This is a genomic window from Pseudoduganella sp. HUAS MS19 (genome assembly GCF_053615455.1).
In genome coordinates this window covers 1,947,428-1,964,134 of the sequence record NZ_CM132133.1, presented here as the reverse complement: position 1 = coordinate 1,964,134, position 16,707 = coordinate 1,947,428, and the positions used below count along the sequence as shown (strand labels likewise).

Here is a 16,707-nt window from a genome sequence, read left to right as displayed (position 1 = left end):
TCCCTATCTAGTTATAAGCGGCGGAATGAGCCAGGCTGCACTCTAACTGCAACAGCATCGCGACATGGTCCGATTGCGACAGGCTGCAAATTTCGGGGATCAACTGCAGAAAGCTGGGAATACTGTGCGGCGCCGTCAACGAATGTCCAAAAACTTGCTGCACTCCCCTCTGGAATCGCTATATAGTTTCACCCACAGCAACGCCGAATTTTGAGGAGAATTTTTCATGAAGCTCGAAGCACTGTTCCAGAATCCAACTGCGTTGCCAACCGCCCCCAAGGTTGTTGACGAATTGATCAGCAGCTTCGACAAGGCCAGCGTCTCCACCGAGGAAATCGCAAAGAAGCTGTCGGCCGACCCGGTACTAAGTGCCAAGCTGCTGCGCCTGGCCAATTCCGCCTATTACCACGTGTCGCGCTCGATCGGCACCGTTGAAGATGCGATCCTGATGCTGGGCTTTGTCACCGTGCGCACGCTGGTGATCAGTTCCGGCCTGGTGAGCGGTTTCAAGACCGTGCCCGGCATGGATCTGCGCCAGTTCTGGCGCTACAGTCTGCGCACCGCAGTGGGCGCCAAATTCATTGCCAAGGCATGCAAACAGAACACCGATCTGGCGTTCACCATCGGCATGATGCATGCAATCGGCCAGCTTGTGATCCATGCCGGCATGCCGGAGCAGGCGCAGGCGCTCGACAAGGTGGCCGGCCCGCTGGATGAGCGCCGGCTGGAAACAGAAAAGACTGCGCTGGGCTACACCTATGCCGATGTCGGCGCCGAACTGGCCAGCCGCTGGAAATTTCCCCCGACCTTCGCTGAAACCATTGCCGCCATCCCCAATCCAGGTGAAAACGACCTGGCTGCGGTGATCCACTTGGCCGCCTGGCGCGCCCGCATCGACGAGAACAAGTTGTCGCCGGAGCAAATCGCCGCCTGCTATCCGACCGAAGTAGCCGAAAGCCTGGGCCTGGAAGAAAATGCGCTGATTGACCAGATGCCATCGCTGGACGAACTGAGCGCGGGCCTTGATGAGCTGATCTCCTGACCGCTTCGCTTGAGATTTGCCGTTGTGATCCTTGGGATGGGGGCGCAACGGCAATTTTTTTGGAAAACTCTCAAATATTTTTCAAAAAGACCCTAAAGTTCCTTCCGGGCCTGACGTTAATTCTGACATGCGGTACTCCGCGCACAGAATCCAAGGCCCAACATGTCCTCGACCCAAGTCCTCGCTACGTACGAAAAAGTTGCCGGTTTGACCAGCCAGATGGTGGGTGCCGCGCAAGCCAGCGACTGGGATTCGCTCGACAGCATGGAAAACCAGTGCGCGGCAGCTTCGGTAGCCCTGATGGGCGGCGCGGCACCCCTGCAGGGCGAAGCCCGCAAGCGCAAGATCGAACTGCTGAAACAGATCATGGTCAACGACCGCACCATCCGCGACCTGACCGACCCTTGGCAGAATCGCCTGAACGGCTGATTCCAGCAACCTCAGCGAAAGCGCCTACGGGCGCTTTTTTATTTTGTCCACCCTGGGGTCAGGAACGAAAGTGGACATTTCTGCAAGAATGTCCACTTTCGTTCCTGACCCCAAGGTGGACAAAACAAAAGGCGCCCACTTGGGGCGCCCTGGAATTCGGAGGGGCGAGCACCAGGTATCTCCTGGCGTCGCCTCAGCGCCGGTTGCACCCGGCGTTCATATCGCCTCAGTCGGCTATGAACTGCTTCCAGACGGGGTCGTTTCGTCAACGTCACTCTGCGGTTCGCGCCACGCTATCGGTGGTGGCTGCGGCAGAACCCGGTCCGTGTGAGCCCAGTATAACGCAGGTAAAAAATTCTTGTCCAGCGCCGCAATGCAACGCTAGTTACTAGTGTGCAGCTACCTCCACCGCGTCTTCCAGCGTCGGTACATCATCCTCGGCCTTCCTCTTCTTCCGGAAGGATTGCCAGATCTTCAGCGGGCCTTTTGCCTGCCGTTTGCGCAGGAAATAGATCAAGCCGCCGAGCGCCGCCAGTCCGACGAACACGCCACCGGCGATCATGATCAGCCGCTGGCGCGGATTGGCGGCAAGGTCGGCCGCCACAGCGGGCTTGACCGGCGTAGCGCCCGGTTTGACTGGCGCCGCGCCGGGCTTGACCGGGGCAGCGGCGGGCATGGCAGGAACGGCTTCGTCCTTCGGCGCGGCTGGTGCGGGCACCGGGGTGGGCGTCACGATGGCGTTTTGAAGGCGCCGCACTTTGCCCTCGATATCGGCCAGCTTGCTTGTCATGGCTTCGCATTGACGCCGCTGGGCTTCCACTTGCTTCGCGGGAGCGCAAGACAGCGTGGACGCGGCGGCAACCGCGGGCGCACGGGGCGTGGGGCCGGCCGGCGTGGGCGCGGCCATTGCAGCTGGCGCTGCTGCGTCCGCGGCGGCAGGCTTCGCCGCCGACTTGCGCGGAGAAGGCGTCATCTCGGCTTTCCGGGCTGCCTCCACTTTCGCTTCAGTGGCAGATACGGCTTGCGGCGCCGGATCTGCACTTCGCTCCCTGGCGTTCGCCATGGCGACTTGCTGGCGATGCGCAAATGCGCGCCGTGCAGCCTCGTTCAACCCTGCCTCGCCGCTATCAACCGATACGGGCGGCGCGGCCGCTGGCGCTGGCGGCTTCGCGGCCGCAACGAGCGGCGGCATTGGCTCCGATGCCGGCATCGCAGCAACCCGCGCGGTGCGCTGGGCTGGTGGCTCCGGCGTCAGCCAGAGCGATGCCGCACGGATGATCTGCCTGCCTCCACTATTCAACTCCAGGAACAGATGCAAAGCGTCTGCGTTCACCGGCTGCAGCGTGGTCAGGTGCAGGAAGCGTTTGTTATCGCGCTTTGCGACAGAAATGTACAGGCCCCCAAGCGCCGGCGGCATGGCTACATTGGCTCCTTTGAAAACGTCCGGATTGGCCAGTCTTGCCTGGATATCGGCCAGGTCGGCCGCAGTCAGGTCCACCAGTTCGATATCCGCCGAAAGCTGCTGGCCAATGTGGGAATTGACCTTGATTTCCCCCAGTTCTGCCGCGCGCAGCGAACCGCACAGGACGGCGGCAAGCAGCGGCAACGCAAGGGCACGAGTAGTCAATCGTTTGCTTAGCATGGAGGACAGGCCTATTTCTTCGACGTACTCAATTAACGGCAGAATATCCCGATTTTGTAGCCCTCGGCAGAGTAAGTAGCATTGGCGTTAGAATCCAGACATCACTTTCCAACCAGGGAGCCGTACATGAACAGCAGAACCGAGCGCGACAGCTTTGGTCCGATCGAAGTGCCAGCCAGCCAGCTGTGGGGCGCCCAGACCCAGCGCTCGCTCGAGCACTTCCGCATCTCCAGCGAACGCATGCCGGCCGAACTGATCGCCGCCCTCGCCAGCGTGAAGCGTGCTGCCGCCAAGGTCAACGTCGACCTTGGCGTGCTCGATGGCGCCAAAGCCACAGCCATCATGCAGGCTGCCGATGAAGTCCTGGATGGCAAACATCCGGGCGAATTCCCGCTGGCCGTGTGGCAGACCGGTTCCGGCACCCAGTCGAACATGAATATGAACGAGGTGCTGGCCAACCGCGCCTCCGAACTGATGGGCGGCGCACGCGGCGAGGGCCGCAAGCTGCACCCGAACGATGACGTCAACAAGGGGCAGTCGTCGAACGACATCTTCCCTACCGCCATGCATGTGGCGGCGGCACAGGCTGTCGCGCACAAGGTGCTGCCGGCCCTGCGCCAACTACGCACTACGCTGCAGCAGAAGGCGCAGGCGTTCGAAGGCATCGTCAAGATCGGCCGTACCCACCTGCAGGATGCCACGCCATTGACCCTGGGGCAGGAGTTTTCCGGTTACGTCGCCCAGTTGGCCTACGCCGAAAAAGCCATCGAAGCCACCCTGCCCGCCATGCTGGAACTGGCCGCCGGCGGCACTGCGGTCGGTACTGGCCTGAATTCTCATCCCGAGTACGCGACGCGTATTGCCGCCGAGCTGGCGAACCGCCTGCAATTGCCATTCCGCACCGCCGACAACAAATTCGCCGCGCTGGCGGGGCACGACGCCCTGGTATCGGCCCACGGTGCGCTGAAGACGCTCGCCACGGCCCTCATGAAACTGGCCAACGATGTGCGCTGGATGGCTTCCGGCCCGCGTTCCGGCCTCGGCGAAATCAGCATTCCCGAGAATGAGCCGGGCAGTTCAATCATGCCCGGCAAGGTCAATCCGACCCAGAGCGAAGCGCTGACCATGCTGTGCTGCCAGGTGTTCGGCAACGACGTGGCGATTACCATTGGCGCTTCGTCCGGCAATTTCGAGTTGAACGTGTTCAAGCCGCTGATCGCCCACAACTTCCTGCAAAGCGCCCGCCTGCTGGCCGATGGCATGCGCAGCTTCGATGAACACTGTGCCCACGGCATCGAGCCAAACCTCGGCCGCATCGAAGAGCTGATGGAACGGTCGCTGATGCTGGTGACCGCGCTGGCTCCGCATATCGGTTATGATCGCGCCGCGCAAATTGCGAAGAAGGCACAGCATGAGGGCACTACCCTGAAAGAAGCGGCGTTAGCCCTTGGCTTTGTGAACGAAAGCCAGTTCAATGCGTGGATTGTTCCGCTGGAAATGACCAAGCCTGGCGGCAAAGGTTAATGCCCGGTAGGAATACAACACCTCTGTGCCAACCCAACAGAAAGAGGATTAAAATGCAGAAAGTAGATTTCGAATTGACAGGCGAGTACATCGAGCTGAACCAGCTCCTGAAAGTGGTTGGCCTGTGCGACAGCGGCGGCGCCGGCAAGCAGATCGTGGCTAGCGGCGATGTCAAGGTCGACGGCAAACAGGAGTTGCGCAAGACGGCGAAGATCCGGGCGGGCCAGAAGGTGCGCCTGGGCGACGTGCAGATCGACGTTCATGCCGAGGGCGGTGCGGCCTGATTGAACCGCACGGAGGGTTAGCTCCATGAATGGTCCCGACGAGAAGCAAGTGCAGTCCCAGGAACAACTGATCGGCGACCTGCGGCAGGTCATCGAGAATGCCGAGGAGCTGCTCAAGAATACCGATCACTACACCAGCGTGCTGTATCAGGCGGCGCGGGCCAAGCTGGCCCAGGCTTTGCTAGCCGCCAACGAGGAGCTGGAACGGTGCGAGGATGCGCAGCTCTTGCGCATGATCGAAGCCACCCACCGCGCCAATCTGCTGTACCGTGACGCGTCCGGCGAGGACAGGTTAATGCGGGCGTTTCAATAGGATTTGCTGCTGCAGCCATTGCTGGAGGCTGGCCGCGACATTGAAGTCTTGATCCAGCGCAAAGGCGGCGTCGAGGGCGGCGCCCAATGTTTCCCCTTCCTTTAGTGCCTGCAGCGCCGCGTGTTCCGGCGCCTGTAGCGGCGTGACCTGCGCTGTCCATTGCGGACGGCTGAGCAGCGCCCAGCTTGCTTCATCCATCTTGTGCGGGAATGGCATGCCCTGGTGCGCGAGCCAGAGCGGCACGACTGCCCATTCCGATTCAAATAGCTGGGCGGTAAGCTGCCAGGAAAAGCGTTGCCCCTCCACAGTTTGCGGGTTGATGTCCTGTGGCTGCAGCGCGGGTTCATGGGCGGCGTAGTGGATACGGTGCAGTTGCCATTCCAGGCGTGCCATGTCTGGCAGGTAAGGCAAGTCTTTGACGTGCCGGAAGCTGCGCAGGAAGGCGGCGAAATGGGCGCCGAAGCGGTTCAGGTCTCCACTGTCGGAAGGGTGGGCGCGGCCGTACTCGCGGGCCAGGGCGGCAAAAAACTCCTCGCCGACCAGTTGCGCGGTCACGGGGTAGGCTGCGGCAAGGGCCTTGGCCCAGGTTGAAGCCAGGTTGCCGCGGTACAGCGCGAAACGTTCGGCTTGCCGCAGTTGCAGGGTTGCTCCGGCGGCGGGCAGGAATAGGGCGTCCGAAAATGACTGCTGTTGCGCGGCCAGCGATTCGTGGCTGCCGCGCGGGTATTGGACGGTTTCGTGCGGCGCGCCGGACTGTCCGCCCCCAAGGCGGCCGTCGGGTGGTGGGAAGCGGGTGGCGATGGCGGCGGCTTTTCCGGCTTCGCCGAGCAGCACTTCCAGCGGCGGGACGTCGGTGTCCCATTCGATCAGCGTGGGGACTGCGCCGAAGCGGTTTAGCGCCGCTTCGTACAGGCGCCAGACTGGATCGGCCACGACAGTGCCATGGTGGTCGACTACGGCATCGGGCGTGACGAGGTGCCCTGCGAGGTGCATCTCACCCACCGTACCTGGCGCGATCGCAGCCAGCGCGGCCATCGCATCTTCCCCGTGGTTGCACTGGTTGACGTAAAGGTTGTTCACGTCCAGGAGCAGGCCGCAGCCGGAACGGCGCGCAAGGATGGCCAGGAATTCGGCTTCGCTCATCGCGTCGTCGGCAAAGCGCACGAAGCTGGACACATTTTCCAGCAGGATGGCGCGGCCAAGCGCGTCCTGCATGCGCCCTACCCGCTCTTCCAGCAAGTCGAGCGCGGCGTGGTTCAGCGCCAGCGGAAGCAGGTCGTTCAGGTGACGGTCGAAGACGGCGGCCCAGCACAGGTGCTCGGAGACGAGTGCAGGTTCGATGCGTTGTACGAGGCTGGCGACGCGCGCCAGGTGGTCGGCGCTGAAGCCGCGTGCGGAACCGAGACCGAGGCCAACGCCGTGCAGGCTGATCGCATAGTCGCGCCTTAGTTCCTGCAATACGTGGAAGTCGCCGCCAGCCTGGTCGAGGTAGTTCTCAGTATGGACTTCGAGCCAGGCGGCGGGTGGCCGCTGCTCGAGGAACTGGCGGTAATGCGGTGCCCGCAATCCAACGCCAACGCCACGAGCAGCGGCCGCCTGGGTCATCGCTTACTTGGCTGGCGGGGTGGTCTTGCCGCCGGCCTTTTCGCAAGTGCCTTTGGCAACGAACTTCCACTCGCTATCCATATTGTCAGCCTTGGCCTGGTTGGAGCAGCCGTGGGTGCCGGTGGCGCAGTCGTTCTGGCCGGCTTTGGCGATGCCGTAGCACTTTTCCTTTTCCGCCGGTTTTTCCTGGGCAGCGGATGCGACAGTGCTGGCGGTGGCGCAGACGGTGGCCAGGGCGGCGGCGATCAGGGCTTGGCGGTTTTTCATGCGGGTCTCCTTAGTAGGTTTGCAGGTGTGCGATTAGACCATAAAAAAACCCGCTGGCACCGATGCCGGTGCGGCGGGTTTGCGCGGTGCAGCCTGCGTTCAGGCAGTGGTATTGATGTTCCGGCCGAGGTGGGATGGCAGGTTGGCGGCTGCGGGTGCTGGCGGGATCGCTTCGATCAGGGCCTGGGCACTGGAAGCTTGCACGTCCATTGCTTTTTTCATCACGGCGTAACCGACTTCGACCCGATTGCTTGTCTCGGCGATTGTCGTTGCTGCTTTTGCAATGCTCATTGCATCCATTTGAAACTCCCAGATATATCTATCCTGATTTACGGATGGGAATGGACGAACTTTAGGCTTGGCGCGGGATTTTTTTGATCAGCCACGCCAGCACAGTGTCTGGGCGGTTCAGGTCGAGCCATTGCAAACGGGGCGGCAGGCCGTCCGGGGCCGGCTGGTCGGAAGCGACGGCCACGATGGTGTGGTCGTCCAGGTAGCGCGGCGGCTGGCCGGCAATGGCGCGGTAAACCTCCAGCTTGTCGATTTGCCACGCATGGAAGCCTTCGACCAGGGTCAGGTCGGCCGGCTGCAGGCGGGCCAGTTGTTCGTCTGCGCCAGGCTCATCGGCTCCGCGCAATTCGTGGATGATGGCGAAACGATAAGGCGAAGCGATCATCACTTCGGCCGCGCCGGCGTGGCGGAAACGGGCGCTGTCCTTGCGCGGCGGTTCGAGCTCGAAGTCGTGGTGGCTGTGCTTGATAACGTTGACTTTCCAGCCACGCCCAGCCAGCTCGGCGACCAGGTATTCGACCAGAGTGGTTTTGCCGCTGCCCGAGGGGCCGGTGACGCCGACGACGTTCTGCCTGCCGGTCATAGCGGCACCCGGTAGCGGTAGCCGCGGAAGCTGAAGATCGCTTGCTTGGGCTGGAGTTTGTCCAGGATCAGGCCGGGCGCGACTTCTTCACCTTCCTTGCGCAGGACTTTGTCGATCAGCAGCAGGCGATCGGCGGGGTTTTTCGAGTACATGTAGCCACCAAGGGTGACCTGGGGAATGGCGCGCTGGATCGGCTCAGGGAGCTCGCGCAGGGATTGCACTTGTTCTTCCATCGGCGCGGGCGGCGGGGAGGCTGGCGCCATGCCTGCACCGAGCGTCGCGTTTACGGCCTGCTTTTGAGGGGCTGGTTGAGGGGCTTCCGCGACGCGGGCGCCGGCAGGGCGTGGCCCAGTCGGCTGGGAAACGCTGCCTCGTTGCGCCGTTGGCGCTTCTGCCGCGCGGGCCTGCGCCGTTGTTGCTGTCGGTTGCGGGAGGATGGGCTGGCCGGTTGCTGCCGGCGCTGTGCTTGGCGCTGCAGCGGTGGCCGCTGGCGCAGCGTTGTTGGCGACGCTCGCGGCGGGGGCGGCGGCTACCGGGGCAGGAGCGGCGGCCGCGGGAACAGGGGCTTGGCCAACCGCGGCCGGTGCGATGGCGGCTGCCGGCTGGCTGGCGCCTGGCTGCTGGCGCACCAGCATGGTCGCGAGGCCGGCAATGGCGGCGGCCATCAGGACCATCGCCACGATCACTGGCGCGCGCTTGCCGCGCGCGCCCTGCCCCACCGGCGCGCTGGCCAGCGTGGGTGCATGGATGGTCGGAGTGCTGCCGATCTGGCGTTCAGCCTGCGCTTTTTTCAGTGCTTCGAGAATATAGGACATATTATTTACCCGCCTCGGCCAACAGGTGCGGCTCGGTTTCCCTGCCCGGCTGCGACAGGCGGATGAAAGTTCGTGGCCCTGCCACGCCGTCGGCCTTCAGGCCTTGGGCAAGCTGGAACTCGCGCAAGTATCGCAAAGTTTCGCCGGCCAGTGGCTGGTTCTCACGCGGTTTCTTGACCCCGTTCATCTGTGCCAGGCGGCGGGCCAGCCAATCGACGTCCGGGCCCTTGTCGCCCTCCCTGACTTCTTCGCGCCAGGAGCGCGGCGCGCGCCAGAAGGTGGTGAAGCTGCCGTCAAAACGGGCATCTAAGGCATCGAGCGGCACCGTTTCGCTACCGCGTGCTCCGACCAGCGTGGCGTTCCTGTTATCGATAGCGGTCAACAGGACGTTGCGCGGCAGGGATTGGCCGTCGCGCAGCTTGATGATGACGGGGCGGTCAAGCTTGCGGATCTCCTCCAGGCCGCCTTTGGTTTGCATGCAGCGCAGGTTGCGCTTGGCTGCTTCATCGCAGCCCTCACCCTCAGCAAGCTTCACCTCCCACTTCGCGGCCAGCTGGTTCAGGGCGGCGTCCATTGTCAGCCAGGTCGGCACAGGCGTTGGCAATGCGGCAGGCGTCGAGCCCGAAGCTGCGGGCGGCGGCGCTGCGGCCGCCGCGTGGGCGGAAGCAGCGGCGCCCTGCGGCGCAGCAGCATACGCGGAAGGAACCGCGGCCGCTTGGGTCACACGGCCAGAAGCCTGCGAGGCAGCGGCTGGCGCGCGCCCGGACGGCATCATTTGCCACGCCGCAGCCGCTGTCAGCGCGGCCCCGGCCAATACACCAGCGGCAGCCATCCGCCATGCCCGCGCCTTGGCTGGTGCGGCCTCGCCGGCAAACACTTCCTCCGCCGCGCGGCGCAGGATGGTGGCATTCACCTGCGCGCGGTTTTCGACGTAGGCGCCAAGCAGTGCGCGGTCGCACAGCAGGTTGATCCTGCGCGGCACGCCTTTGCTCATTTGATGGATGCGCCGCAGCAGCCCGCGCGGGAACAGCTCCACCGCACCAGCGCCAGCTACCGCCAGCCGGTGCCGGATATAGCTGCCCACTTCCGCTTCGGACAATGGCCCCAGGTGGTAACGCGCAATGACACGCTGCGCCAGTTGCTCCAGCTCCGGACGCGCCAGCATCTGGCGCAGTTCCGGCTGTCCGATCAGGATGATCTGCAGCAGCTTGCGTTCGCTCGTTTCCAGGTTGGTCAGCAGGCGCAACTGCTCCAGCACATCGGCCGACAGGTTCTGGGCCTCGTCGATGACCAGCACATTGTGATGGCCCGCGGCGTGCGATTCCAGCAGATAGCTGTTGACCGCATCCACATAGGACTTGACGCTCGCGCCTTCCGGCGCCACGCCGAATTCATCGCACACCGTCTGCAGCAGTTCTTCCACTGTCAGTTTGGGATTGAAGATATAGGCCAGGCGGCAATCGGCCGGGATCTGCTCCATGAAGCAACGGCACACCGTGGTCTTGCCGGCGCCGATCTCGCCGGTCAGCAGCACGAAGCCGCCGCCGCTCCCCACGCCGTACAGGAGGTGCGCCAGCGCCTCGCGGTGCCGTTCGCTCATGAACAGGTATCGCGGGTCGGGGGCAATCGAAAACGGCAGCTGTTTGAGGTTGAAGTATTGCGTGTACATGGTGGGCGCCTAGCGCAGCGCGGGCGGCAGTTGCTTGAATTTGGCGCAGTATATCTTGGAGCGCGTGTTGAAATAGACGATGCGGCTGCCCGGCTTGGACTCCCGCACGGGGTAGCGCGACGTGTCGATTTTCGCATAGGCTTGCCCGTCCTGGCGGAGGATGGCCTTTTCCAGCTCCTCCGGCGTGGTATCGGTGACGGCGCCGACAAAGCTGTACGGGTAGCTTTCGTCGCTGATGATCACTTCCAGCACGGGAAAGCCCCACAGGATCGCATCATTGGTGCGGAACCAGTAGGCCCCGCCCTCACGCTTGTAGGGCCGCCCGAAGTACTGGCTGAAGTAGTCGAAATAATAACGATTCGAAGTCTGGTCGCGGCACAGCAGGCCATTGCCCAGCACAACGCCAAAATGGGAAGGCGGCGCCGCCTGCGCCGCCAGACTGGCAGCCAGCAAGCCTGCCGCTGCGAGGAAGCGCATTCCGGGCATCACCTACAACTTCTGGAACCAGGCGCGGTTCGCACTGATCTTGGCCTTGGCCGAGGGAGGCAACGCTTCGTAGCAGCCAGGATATTGCTTCAGGGAACCCTCGCGGACCTCCTTCTGCAAACCATTGATCAGGAACACGTATACCGTTCCACCCTGGTCGGTCTTTTTGGTTCCCAAGTACTTGATCATAAGTGTCTCTCCTGACGAGCATTATGACATTTCAAGGCGAAATCACAACTTTTTGGCTGGTACCGTGTGCATTTCAGTATCGGAAAAATGCAGTTGACTCCCAGTTTTTGCGCGTCTGTCTTTTTCCGGCCCGGCGGCGGCGCCGCTTGGCATATCGTTCCAACATCACCAATCCTGAACAGTGACAATCAAAATGAATAAGCTGATCACCTGCGGCGCCGCTGCTTCCCTTATCGCGCTGGGCGCCACGGCCCTGCATGCCAGCCCTTCGGAAAGCGAAAGGAAGGCCGATCTCTCCCCCACCAGGGAAAACCGCCCGGTGACGGCTTTCTCGCGCATTGAGATTGACGGCCCTTACAGGGTACTGATCAATGCCCAGGGTGCACCGGCGGTCGAAGTCAGCGGACCGAAGCGCCAGGTCGAGCAGCTTGAAACGGTGGTCCAGGGCGACACCCTGCACGTGCGGCCGCTGCGCCGCAACCACTGGGTGTTCAGCTTCGGCAAGCAGCGCGAACCGGTGATCGTGAAAATCAGCACCAGCGGCTTGAAGGCGCTGAGCAATAGCGGCAGCGGCGACGTTGAACTGGAACGCGTGGACAGCAGCGAGTTGAAACTGATCGCCACCGGCCCGGGCGACTTCAGCGCCTCCGGCACAGCCACCGAACTGACCGTCAAAGCCAGCGGCAGCGGCGACATGCACCTGCACCGCATGCGTACCGCCAACCTCAATCTGGTCATGACCGGTCCTGGCGACGTCAGCGCACCGGCCATTACCGGCGACTTAAATGCGGTCTTGTCCGGTTCCGGCGACCTGGAAGCGGGCGATGTGCGCGCCAATAAAGTGAACGCTGCGATGAGCGGACCGGGCTCGGTCGAGCTGCGCGGCAGCAGCCGCGACCTCCGGGTGGAGATTTCCGGCTCTGGCGACCTGGAAGCCTGCAGCATGCAGGTGGAAAATGTCAGCGCCATATTGAATGGCCCCGGCAGCGCCTGCCTGAACGGCCAGATCAAGAAGTTCGACGCCGAAGTGCACGGCTCCGGCGACCTGGAAGCACGCGGCCTGCAAGCCCAGAACACGCGCGTGAGCCTGAGCGGTCCCGGCGGTATGAACCTGTCCGGCAGCAGCGGCACCCTGAGCGCCGATGTCAGCGGTTCGGGCGACCTGGATGCCAAGCAGCTCAAGGTGGCCAAGGCCATAGCCCGCAGCAAGGGTCCCGGCAACATTTACCTGAGCAAGGTAAGCGATTCGCTCGATGCCGACGTGCGCGGCTCGGGCGACCTGCATGCCGAACCTGAATGCAAGGACGTCAAGGTCACCATGAGCGGACCAGGCGCCGTGCAGCTGCGCGGCTGGACCAGCACCCTGAACGCGCAGGTCACAGGTCCCGGCAGCCTGGATGCGCGCGGCATGCTGGCCAAGCAGGCCGAAGTCAATGTGCGCGGCCCCGGCAACGCGACGGTCAATGTGGAAGGCAAAGTCGCCGCACAGGGCCAGCAACTGATCTCCGACAAACAGCGTGTGGTAACGGTCGACCGTCGCGGCGCCCACACTGAATGATTGACGACATCGCTGCTGACGCCTGGGGCGCCGGCAGCGATTAGCTTTTTCTCCCTATTGCCCGGCCATCGCGCCGGGCTTTTTTACGCCTGCATTGCAACTTTGGCACCACAGTCCATACCAAAGTGCATACCATTCCATTCAGCACAATTATCCTTTAAATTCAATCACTTGAACTTTTCATGAAGCGTTTAGCCGCAGACCTAAACAATACCAGTTAAATACCTGTTGACAAGCTGGTGTGCTCCTCATATAGTCGCCACAGTTCTTTTCATCCCTTGAAAAAATGATCGAATTCCTGATAGGCGTCGATGGCGGCGGCAGCGGTACACGCGTACGCCTGGCGCGTGCCGACGGGCAATTGCTGGGCGAAGGCCAAGCCGGTCCATCGGCCTTGCTGCACGGTATTAAGAATGCGTGGGCCGCCGTTGAGGAAGCCGTGGCGCGCGCCTTTGCCGCTGCCGGCGTGGCGCAGCCGGCGCGCGAACGCATTGCGATCGGCCTGGGGCTGGCCGGCGTGCATAACAAACAGTGGGCCGCCAATTTCGTGGCGGCCAACCCTGGCTTTGCCGCTGTGGCGCTGGAAACCGATGCCTTCACCACGGTGCTCGGCGCACATGAAGGCCAGCCCGGCGCCATCATCGCGCTGGGTACAGGCAGCGTGGGCGAGATCCTGAATGCCGACGGTTCACGCCATGAAGTGGGCGGCTGGGGCTTCCCATCCGGCGACGAAGCTGGCGGCGCATGGATCGGCATGAAGGCGATCAACCATGTGCAGCAGGTGGTCGACGGCCGTGTGCCTGGCAGCGCCTTCGCCCGGGCAGTGGCCGATGCCTGCGGCGGCAGCCGTGACCGCATCCAGGTCTGGCTGGCGAACGCCAATCAGACCGCCTTCGCGCAACTGGCGCGCATCGTCCTGCAGTTTGCCGAGAGCGATGCAACCGCGCGCGGCATCCTGTCGGAAGCGGGCCGGCAAGTGGCACGCATTGCACATGGCCTGGACCCGAGCGGCACGCTGCCGATCGCCCTGTGCGGCGGGCTCGGTGAGCCGCTGCGTGCCTACCTGCCGCCTGACCTGCTGCAGCGGATTGTTCCACCCAAGGGCGATTCGGCCGCGGGTGGCCTGCGCCTGATCCAACAACATTTGAAGGAGTAGCCCGTGCTATCCCAGTTGAGCGATTTCCGGCCCGACGCCGACAGCGACACCCCTCTGTACATGCAGTTGGCAAACAAGCTGTCCGATGGCATAGCAAGCGGCGACTGGCGCGCCAACGAAGCGCTGCCGTCCGAACGCGTGCTGTCGGAAATACTCAATATCTCGCGGGTGACCGCGCGCAAAGCGATCGACATGCTGTGCGCACGCGGCATGCTGACGCGCCGCCGCGGTTCCGGGACCTATATCACGCCCAAGCTGGAACAGCCCCTATCGCGGCTGACCAGTTTCTCGGAAGAGCTGCGCCAGCGCGGCTTTACCGCCGGCTCGCGCTGGCTGCAGCGCGAAATCGGGGTGGCGGCGCCGCTGGAATTGCTCTCGCTCGGCCTGTCGCCCAATATGCCCGTGGCGCGCCTGAAGCGCCTGCGCACTGCCGACGACGTGGTAATGGCCATCGAGACCTCGACCATCCCCGCCATGTACATGCCCGATCCCGGCACGGTGAACGGCTCGCTGTACGGCTACCTGGAAGCCACCGGCAATGTGCCGATGCGTGCCTTGCAGCACATCCGTGCCATCAATGCCAATGCCGAGCAAGCGCGCCTGGCCAATATTTCACCCGGCACTGCCATGCTGCACATTACGCGCGTGAGCTACCTGGAAAGCGGCGCTGCGGTAGAACTTACCCACTCCTTCTGCCGGAGTGACTATTATGAATTTGTAGCGGAGTCGCGTCGATGAACGAGGCAATCAAAGGTAATATCCTGACACCGTCCGGTTGGCTGAACGGAACGATTTCCTTCGGCGAGCGGATCGAGGAAGTCGCGGGCGGCAGCGCCGATCCGGGATCGAACAGCGACGACTATATCCTGCCTGGCTTCATCGACCTGCACGTACACGGCGGCGCCGGCAAGGACGTGATGGAAGGCGGCGATGCGGTACATAAGATTGCCGCGATCCATGCGCGCCACGGCACGACTTCGATGCTGGCGACCACCATGACCGCCCCGCCGGAAGACATCGACGTGGCGCTGGCAGCCATCGGCAAGGCCACGCGCCAGCGCGGCAAGGGCGAGGCCCGCGTGCTGGGCGCCCACCTGGAAGGGCCGTATATCAATAGCGGCAAGCTGGGTGCGCAGCCGAACTTCGCGCGCGCCGCCACTGTTGAAGAAGTCCACCGCCTGGAAAAGCTGGCGCCGATGCGCGTGATCACCGTGGCGCCGGAAATTTCGGGCCACCTGGAACTGGTGCGCGACCTGGCCAATCACGGCGTCCGGGTGCAGATCGGCCACACGCTCGGCTCTTATGAAGAGGGCGTCGCAGCCCTGGACCATGGCGCCACCGGCTTCACGCATTTGTTCAACGCGATGAGCGGCCTGCACCACCGCGAGCCCGGCATGGTCGGCGCGGCGCTGGCGCACGCCGAATTCGCGGAATTGATTCCCGATCTTCTGCACGTGCATCCGGGTGCGATCAAGGGCGCGCTGCGCGCCATCCCGCGCCTGTATTGCGTGACCGATTCCACCGCTGCCACCGGCATGCCCGATGGCGAGTACATGCTGGGCCGCCACATCGTCCATAAATGCATGGGCGGCGTGCGCCTGCCCGACGGCACCCTGGCCGGCTCCACGCTTACGCTGGACCAGGCCTTGCGCAACCTGGTCGGGCTGGGCCTCGACCTGGCCGACGCCTCCAAACGAGTTTCCACCAATGCGGCCGACTACCTCGGCCTGCAGGACCGCGGCCGCCTGGCACGCGGCGCGTATGCCGACCTGGTCGTGATGGACCGGGACTTGAAACTGAAAGCCGTTTATATCGAAGGAGAACGTTGTGACCTCAATGATGCTTAAAGAAGCCCTGTCTGCCGCCGACTGCGTGGAACAGCAGTTGGCGAACGACACCGACCGCTACGCGGAACTGGGCCGCAAACTGAGGAGCACTCCGTTCAACTCCGCGCTGACCGTGGCACGCGGCAGCTCGGACCATGCCTGCAACTACATTGCTTACCTGATCATGTCGCGCCTGGGCCGCGTGGTCGCCTCGCTGCCGATGTCGCTGGTGACGCTGCACAAGTCGCCGCTGATTACCCGCGACACGCTGACCATCGCCGTGTCGCAGTCGGGCCAGAGCCCTGATGTGGTGGAACCGATCCGCTACTTCCGCGACGGCGGCGCCACCACGGTGGCACTGGTCAACGATGCGGATTCGCCCCTGGCGCATGCCGCCGAGTGGGCCATGCCGCTGCGCGCAGGCAAGGAGCAAAGCGTGGCTGCAACCAAGAGCTTCATCACGTCCTTGGTTGCCGGCGCGCGCCTCGTTGCACACTGGCAGAACGACCCGGAACTGCTGGAAGGCCTGGCTGCACTGCCGGATGCGCTGCGCGCGGCCTGCAACGTCGACTGGTCGCCCGCGATTGAAGTCCTGGCGCCGGCGCGCAACATCATGGTCGTTGGCCGTGGCATCAGCTTCCCTGTCGCGCTGGAAGCTTCGCTGAAATTCAAGGAAACCTCGGCGCTGCAGGCGGAAGCCTTCTCCGGCGCGGAGATCAAGCATGGCCCGATGGCGCTGATCGAAGAAGGTTATCCGCTGCTGATCTTCGCAACCCGCGGCCCGACCCAGGCCGGCCTGCTGGCTCTGGCCGAAGAGATGCGCGGCCGCGGTGCGCGCGTATTGCTGGCCGCGCCGGAGGACATCGCAACGCGCGACCTGACCTTGCCGGTGGCGGCGACGCCGGACCTCGATCCGATCGTCGCGATCCAGGCGTTTTACGTGATGGCGGCCAAGCTGTCCGCAGCGCGCGGCCTGGACCCCGATCGCCCGCGCCACCTGAACAAAGTCACCAAGACCCACTGATCCC

The 16,707-nt window shown here is 63.4% G+C and carries 19 protein-coding genes; 10 read left to right on the top strand and 9 right to left on the bottom strand.

The genetic code is table 11. The features are described 5' to 3' along the window. Nucleotides 1-226: 226 nt before the first annotated feature. Both ACWBU6_RS08990 and ACWBU6_RS08985 read left to right on the top strand, forming a co-directional pair. Nucleotides 227-1,042: an HDOD domain-containing protein gene (locus ACWBU6_RS08990; protein ID WP_452648464.1), complete on the top strand. Its 816-nt coding sequence runs from the start codon at nucleotides 227-229 to the stop codon at nucleotides 1,040-1,042. Between the two features lie 162 nt (nucleotides 1,043-1,204). Further along, entirely contained in the window at nucleotides 1,205-1,471 is a 267-nt protein-coding gene (locus ACWBU6_RS08985) for a flagellar protein FliT (RefSeq protein WP_452648463.1), read from the top strand. Between the two features lie 388 nt (nucleotides 1,472-1,859). Here the strand turns inward: ACWBU6_RS08985 and ACWBU6_RS08980 are convergent, their stop codons facing one another. Further along, nucleotides 1,860-3,098, bottom strand: coding sequence for a type IV pilus assembly protein FimV (locus ACWBU6_RS08980; RefSeq protein ID WP_452648462.1), 1,239 nt, complete (start codon nucleotides 3,096-3,098; stop codon nucleotides 1,860-1,862). 141 nt (nucleotides 3,099-3,239) lie between these two features. On the opposite strand from ACWBU6_RS08980, the gene fumC reads away from it, so the two are divergent. The 3 genes from fumC to ACWBU6_RS08965 are packed head-to-tail and all read left to right on the top strand — an operon-like array spanning nucleotide 3,240 to nucleotide 5,234. Then, nucleotides 3,240-4,637, top strand: coding sequence for a class II fumarate hydratase (gene fumC, locus ACWBU6_RS08975; protein WP_452648461.1), 1,398 nt, complete (start codon nucleotides 3,240-3,242; stop codon nucleotides 4,635-4,637). Between the two features lie 53 nt (nucleotides 4,638-4,690). Next, nucleotides 4,691-4,921: an RNA-binding S4 domain-containing protein gene (locus tag ACWBU6_RS08970; protein WP_452648460.1), complete on the top strand. Its 231-nt coding sequence runs from the start codon at nucleotides 4,691-4,693 to the stop codon at nucleotides 4,919-4,921. A 25-nt stretch (nucleotides 4,922-4,946) separates the two neighbouring features. Next, complete coding sequence (locus ACWBU6_RS08965; RefSeq protein WP_452648459.1) at nucleotides 4,947-5,234, top strand: DUF883 family protein; 288 nt, start codon at nucleotides 4,947-4,949, stop codon at nucleotides 5,232-5,234. Here ACWBU6_RS08965 and bufB read toward each other — a convergent pair. The 8 genes from bufB to ACWBU6_RS08925 form a co-directional block, all read right to left on the bottom strand. After that, nucleotides 5,214-6,839 carry an MNIO family bufferin maturase gene (gene bufB / locus ACWBU6_RS08960; protein WP_452648458.1) on the bottom strand — a complete coding sequence of 542 codons (1,626 nt, stop codon included), beginning with the start codon at nucleotides 6,837-6,839 and terminating at the stop codon, nucleotides 5,214-5,216. The two genes, ACWBU6_RS08965 and bufB, sit on opposite strands and share 21 nt — an antisense overlap. Nucleotides 6,840-6,842: 3 nt before the next feature. Continuing rightward, on the bottom strand, nucleotides 6,843-7,106 hold the full coding sequence (locus ACWBU6_RS08955; protein WP_452648457.1) for a BufA1 family periplasmic bufferin-type metallophore: 264 nt from the start codon (nucleotides 7,104-7,106) through the stop codon (nucleotides 6,843-6,845). 99 nt (nucleotides 7,107-7,205) lie between these two features. After that, nucleotides 7,206-7,397, bottom strand: coding sequence for a YjfB family protein (locus ACWBU6_RS08950; RefSeq protein ID WP_452648456.1), 192 nt, complete (start codon nucleotides 7,395-7,397; stop codon nucleotides 7,206-7,208). A 61-nt stretch (nucleotides 7,398-7,458) separates the two neighbouring features. Continuing rightward, nucleotides 7,459-7,980, bottom strand: coding sequence for a molybdopterin-guanine dinucleotide biosynthesis protein B (gene mobB, locus ACWBU6_RS08945; protein WP_452648455.1), 522 nt, complete (start codon nucleotides 7,978-7,980; stop codon nucleotides 7,459-7,461). Next, the gene (locus ACWBU6_RS08940) at nucleotides 7,977-8,795 is read right to left on the bottom strand and encodes a general secretion pathway protein GspB (protein ID WP_452648454.1); all 819 of its coding nucleotides are present in this window, start codon (nucleotides 8,793-8,795) and stop codon (nucleotides 7,977-7,979) included. The genes mobB and ACWBU6_RS08940 overlap by 4 nt, the downstream gene beginning before the upstream one ends. Nucleotide 8,796: 1 nt before the next feature. Then, entirely contained in the window at nucleotides 8,797-10,464 is a 1,668-nt protein-coding gene (locus tag ACWBU6_RS08935) for an AAA family ATPase (protein WP_452648453.1), read from the bottom strand. Nucleotides 10,465-10,473: 9 nt separating this feature from the next. Next, entirely contained in the window at nucleotides 10,474-10,941 is a 468-nt protein-coding gene (locus ACWBU6_RS08930; protein WP_452648452.1) for a hypothetical protein, read from the bottom strand. Nucleotides 10,942-10,953: 12 nt separating this feature from the next. Then, nucleotides 10,954-11,139 (bottom strand): hypothetical protein, encoded by a 186-nt coding sequence (locus ACWBU6_RS08925; protein WP_057261510.1) that lies wholly within the window; start codon nucleotides 11,137-11,139, stop codon nucleotides 10,954-10,956. Between the two features lie 193 nt (nucleotides 11,140-11,332). Here ACWBU6_RS08925 and ACWBU6_RS08920 point away from each other — a divergent pair, with 193 nt between their 5' ends. The 5 genes from ACWBU6_RS08920 to ACWBU6_RS08900 all read left to right on the top strand — a co-directional run bounded on the left by ACWBU6_RS08920 (nucleotide 11,333) and on the right by ACWBU6_RS08900 (nucleotide 16,703). Beyond that, entirely contained in the window at nucleotides 11,333-12,697 is a 1,365-nt protein-coding gene (locus ACWBU6_RS08920; protein ID WP_452648451.1) for a GIN domain-containing protein, read from the top strand. Nucleotides 12,698-12,983: 286 nt separating this feature from the next. After that, a complete protein-coding gene (locus tag ACWBU6_RS08915; protein ID WP_452648450.1) occupies nucleotides 12,984-13,853 on the top strand; it encodes a BadF/BadG/BcrA/BcrD ATPase family protein in 870 nt (289 codons plus the stop codon). A gap of 60 nt (nucleotides 13,854-13,913) precedes the next feature. Next, the gene (locus ACWBU6_RS08910) at nucleotides 13,914-14,591 is read left to right on the top strand and encodes a GntR family transcriptional regulator (RefSeq protein WP_452649547.1); all 678 of its coding nucleotides are present in this window, start codon (nucleotides 13,914-13,916) and stop codon (nucleotides 14,589-14,591) included. Continuing rightward, complete coding sequence (gene nagA, locus ACWBU6_RS08905; protein WP_452648449.1) at nucleotides 14,588-15,700, top strand: N-acetylglucosamine-6-phosphate deacetylase; 1,113 nt, start codon at nucleotides 14,588-14,590, stop codon at nucleotides 15,698-15,700. Before ACWBU6_RS08910 ends, nagA begins: the two co-directional genes overlap by 4 nt. Continuing rightward, entirely contained in the window at nucleotides 15,690-16,703 is a 1,014-nt protein-coding gene (locus tag ACWBU6_RS08900) for an SIS domain-containing protein (protein ID WP_452648448.1), read from the top strand. Before nagA ends, ACWBU6_RS08900 begins: the two co-directional genes overlap by 11 nt. The last annotated feature ends 4 nt before the right edge of the window (nucleotides 16,704-16,707 follow it).

Coding starts and splice junctions, on each gene's coding strand:
- ACWBU6_RS08990 (WP_452648464.1), top strand. CDS start 227: ATGAAGCTCGAAGCACTGTTCCAGAATCCAACTGCGTTGCCAACCGCC.
- ACWBU6_RS08985 (WP_452648463.1), top strand. CDS start 1,205: ATGTCCTCGACCCAAGTCCTCGCTACGTACGAAAAAGTTGCCGGTTTG.
- fumC (WP_452648461.1), top strand. CDS start 3,240: ATGAACAGCAGAACCGAGCGCGACAGCTTTGGTCCGATCGAAGTGCCA.
- ACWBU6_RS08970 (WP_452648460.1), top strand. CDS start 4,691: ATGCAGAAAGTAGATTTCGAATTGACAGGCGAGTACATCGAGCTGAAC.
- ACWBU6_RS08965 (WP_452648459.1), top strand. CDS start 4,947: ATGAATGGTCCCGACGAGAAGCAAGTGCAGTCCCAGGAACAACTGATC.
- bufB (WP_452648458.1), bottom strand. CDS start 6,839: ATGACCCAGGCGGCCGCTGCTCGTGGCGTTGGCGTTGGATTGCGGGCA.
- ACWBU6_RS08955 (WP_452648457.1), bottom strand. CDS start 7,106: ATGAAAAACCGCCAAGCCCTGATCGCCGCCGCCCTGGCCACCGTCTGC.
- ACWBU6_RS08950 (WP_452648456.1), bottom strand. CDS start 7,397: ATGAGCATTGCAAAAGCAGCAACGACAATCGCCGAGACAAGCAATCGG.
- mobB (WP_452648455.1), bottom strand. CDS start 7,980: ATGACCGGCAGGCAGAACGTCGTCGGCGTCACCGGCCCCTCGGGCAGC.
- ACWBU6_RS08940 (WP_452648454.1), bottom strand. CDS start 8,795: ATGTCCTATATTCTCGAAGCACTGAAAAAAGCGCAGGCTGAACGCCAG.
- ACWBU6_RS08935 (WP_452648453.1), bottom strand. CDS start 10,464: ATGTACACGCAATACTTCAACCTCAAACAGCTGCCGTTTTCGATTGCC.
- ACWBU6_RS08930 (WP_452648452.1), bottom strand. CDS start 10,941: ATGCGCTTCCTCGCAGCGGCAGGCTTGCTGGCTGCCAGTCTGGCGGCG.
- ACWBU6_RS08925 (WP_057261510.1), bottom strand. CDS start 11,139: ATGATCAAGTACTTGGGAACCAAAAAGACCGACCAGGGTGGAACGGTA.
- ACWBU6_RS08920 (WP_452648451.1), top strand. CDS start 11,333: ATGAATAAGCTGATCACCTGCGGCGCCGCTGCTTCCCTTATCGCGCTG.
- ACWBU6_RS08915 (WP_452648450.1), top strand. CDS start 12,984: ATGATCGAATTCCTGATAGGCGTCGATGGCGGCGGCAGCGGTACACGC.
- ACWBU6_RS08910 (WP_452649547.1), top strand. CDS start 13,914: ATGCAGTTGGCAAACAAGCTGTCCGATGGCATAGCAAGCGGCGACTGG.
- nagA (WP_452648449.1), top strand. CDS start 14,588: ATGAACGAGGCAATCAAAGGTAATATCCTGACACCGTCCGGTTGGCTG.
- ACWBU6_RS08900 (WP_452648448.1), top strand. CDS start 15,690: ATGATGCTTAAAGAAGCCCTGTCTGCCGCCGACTGCGTGGAACAGCAG.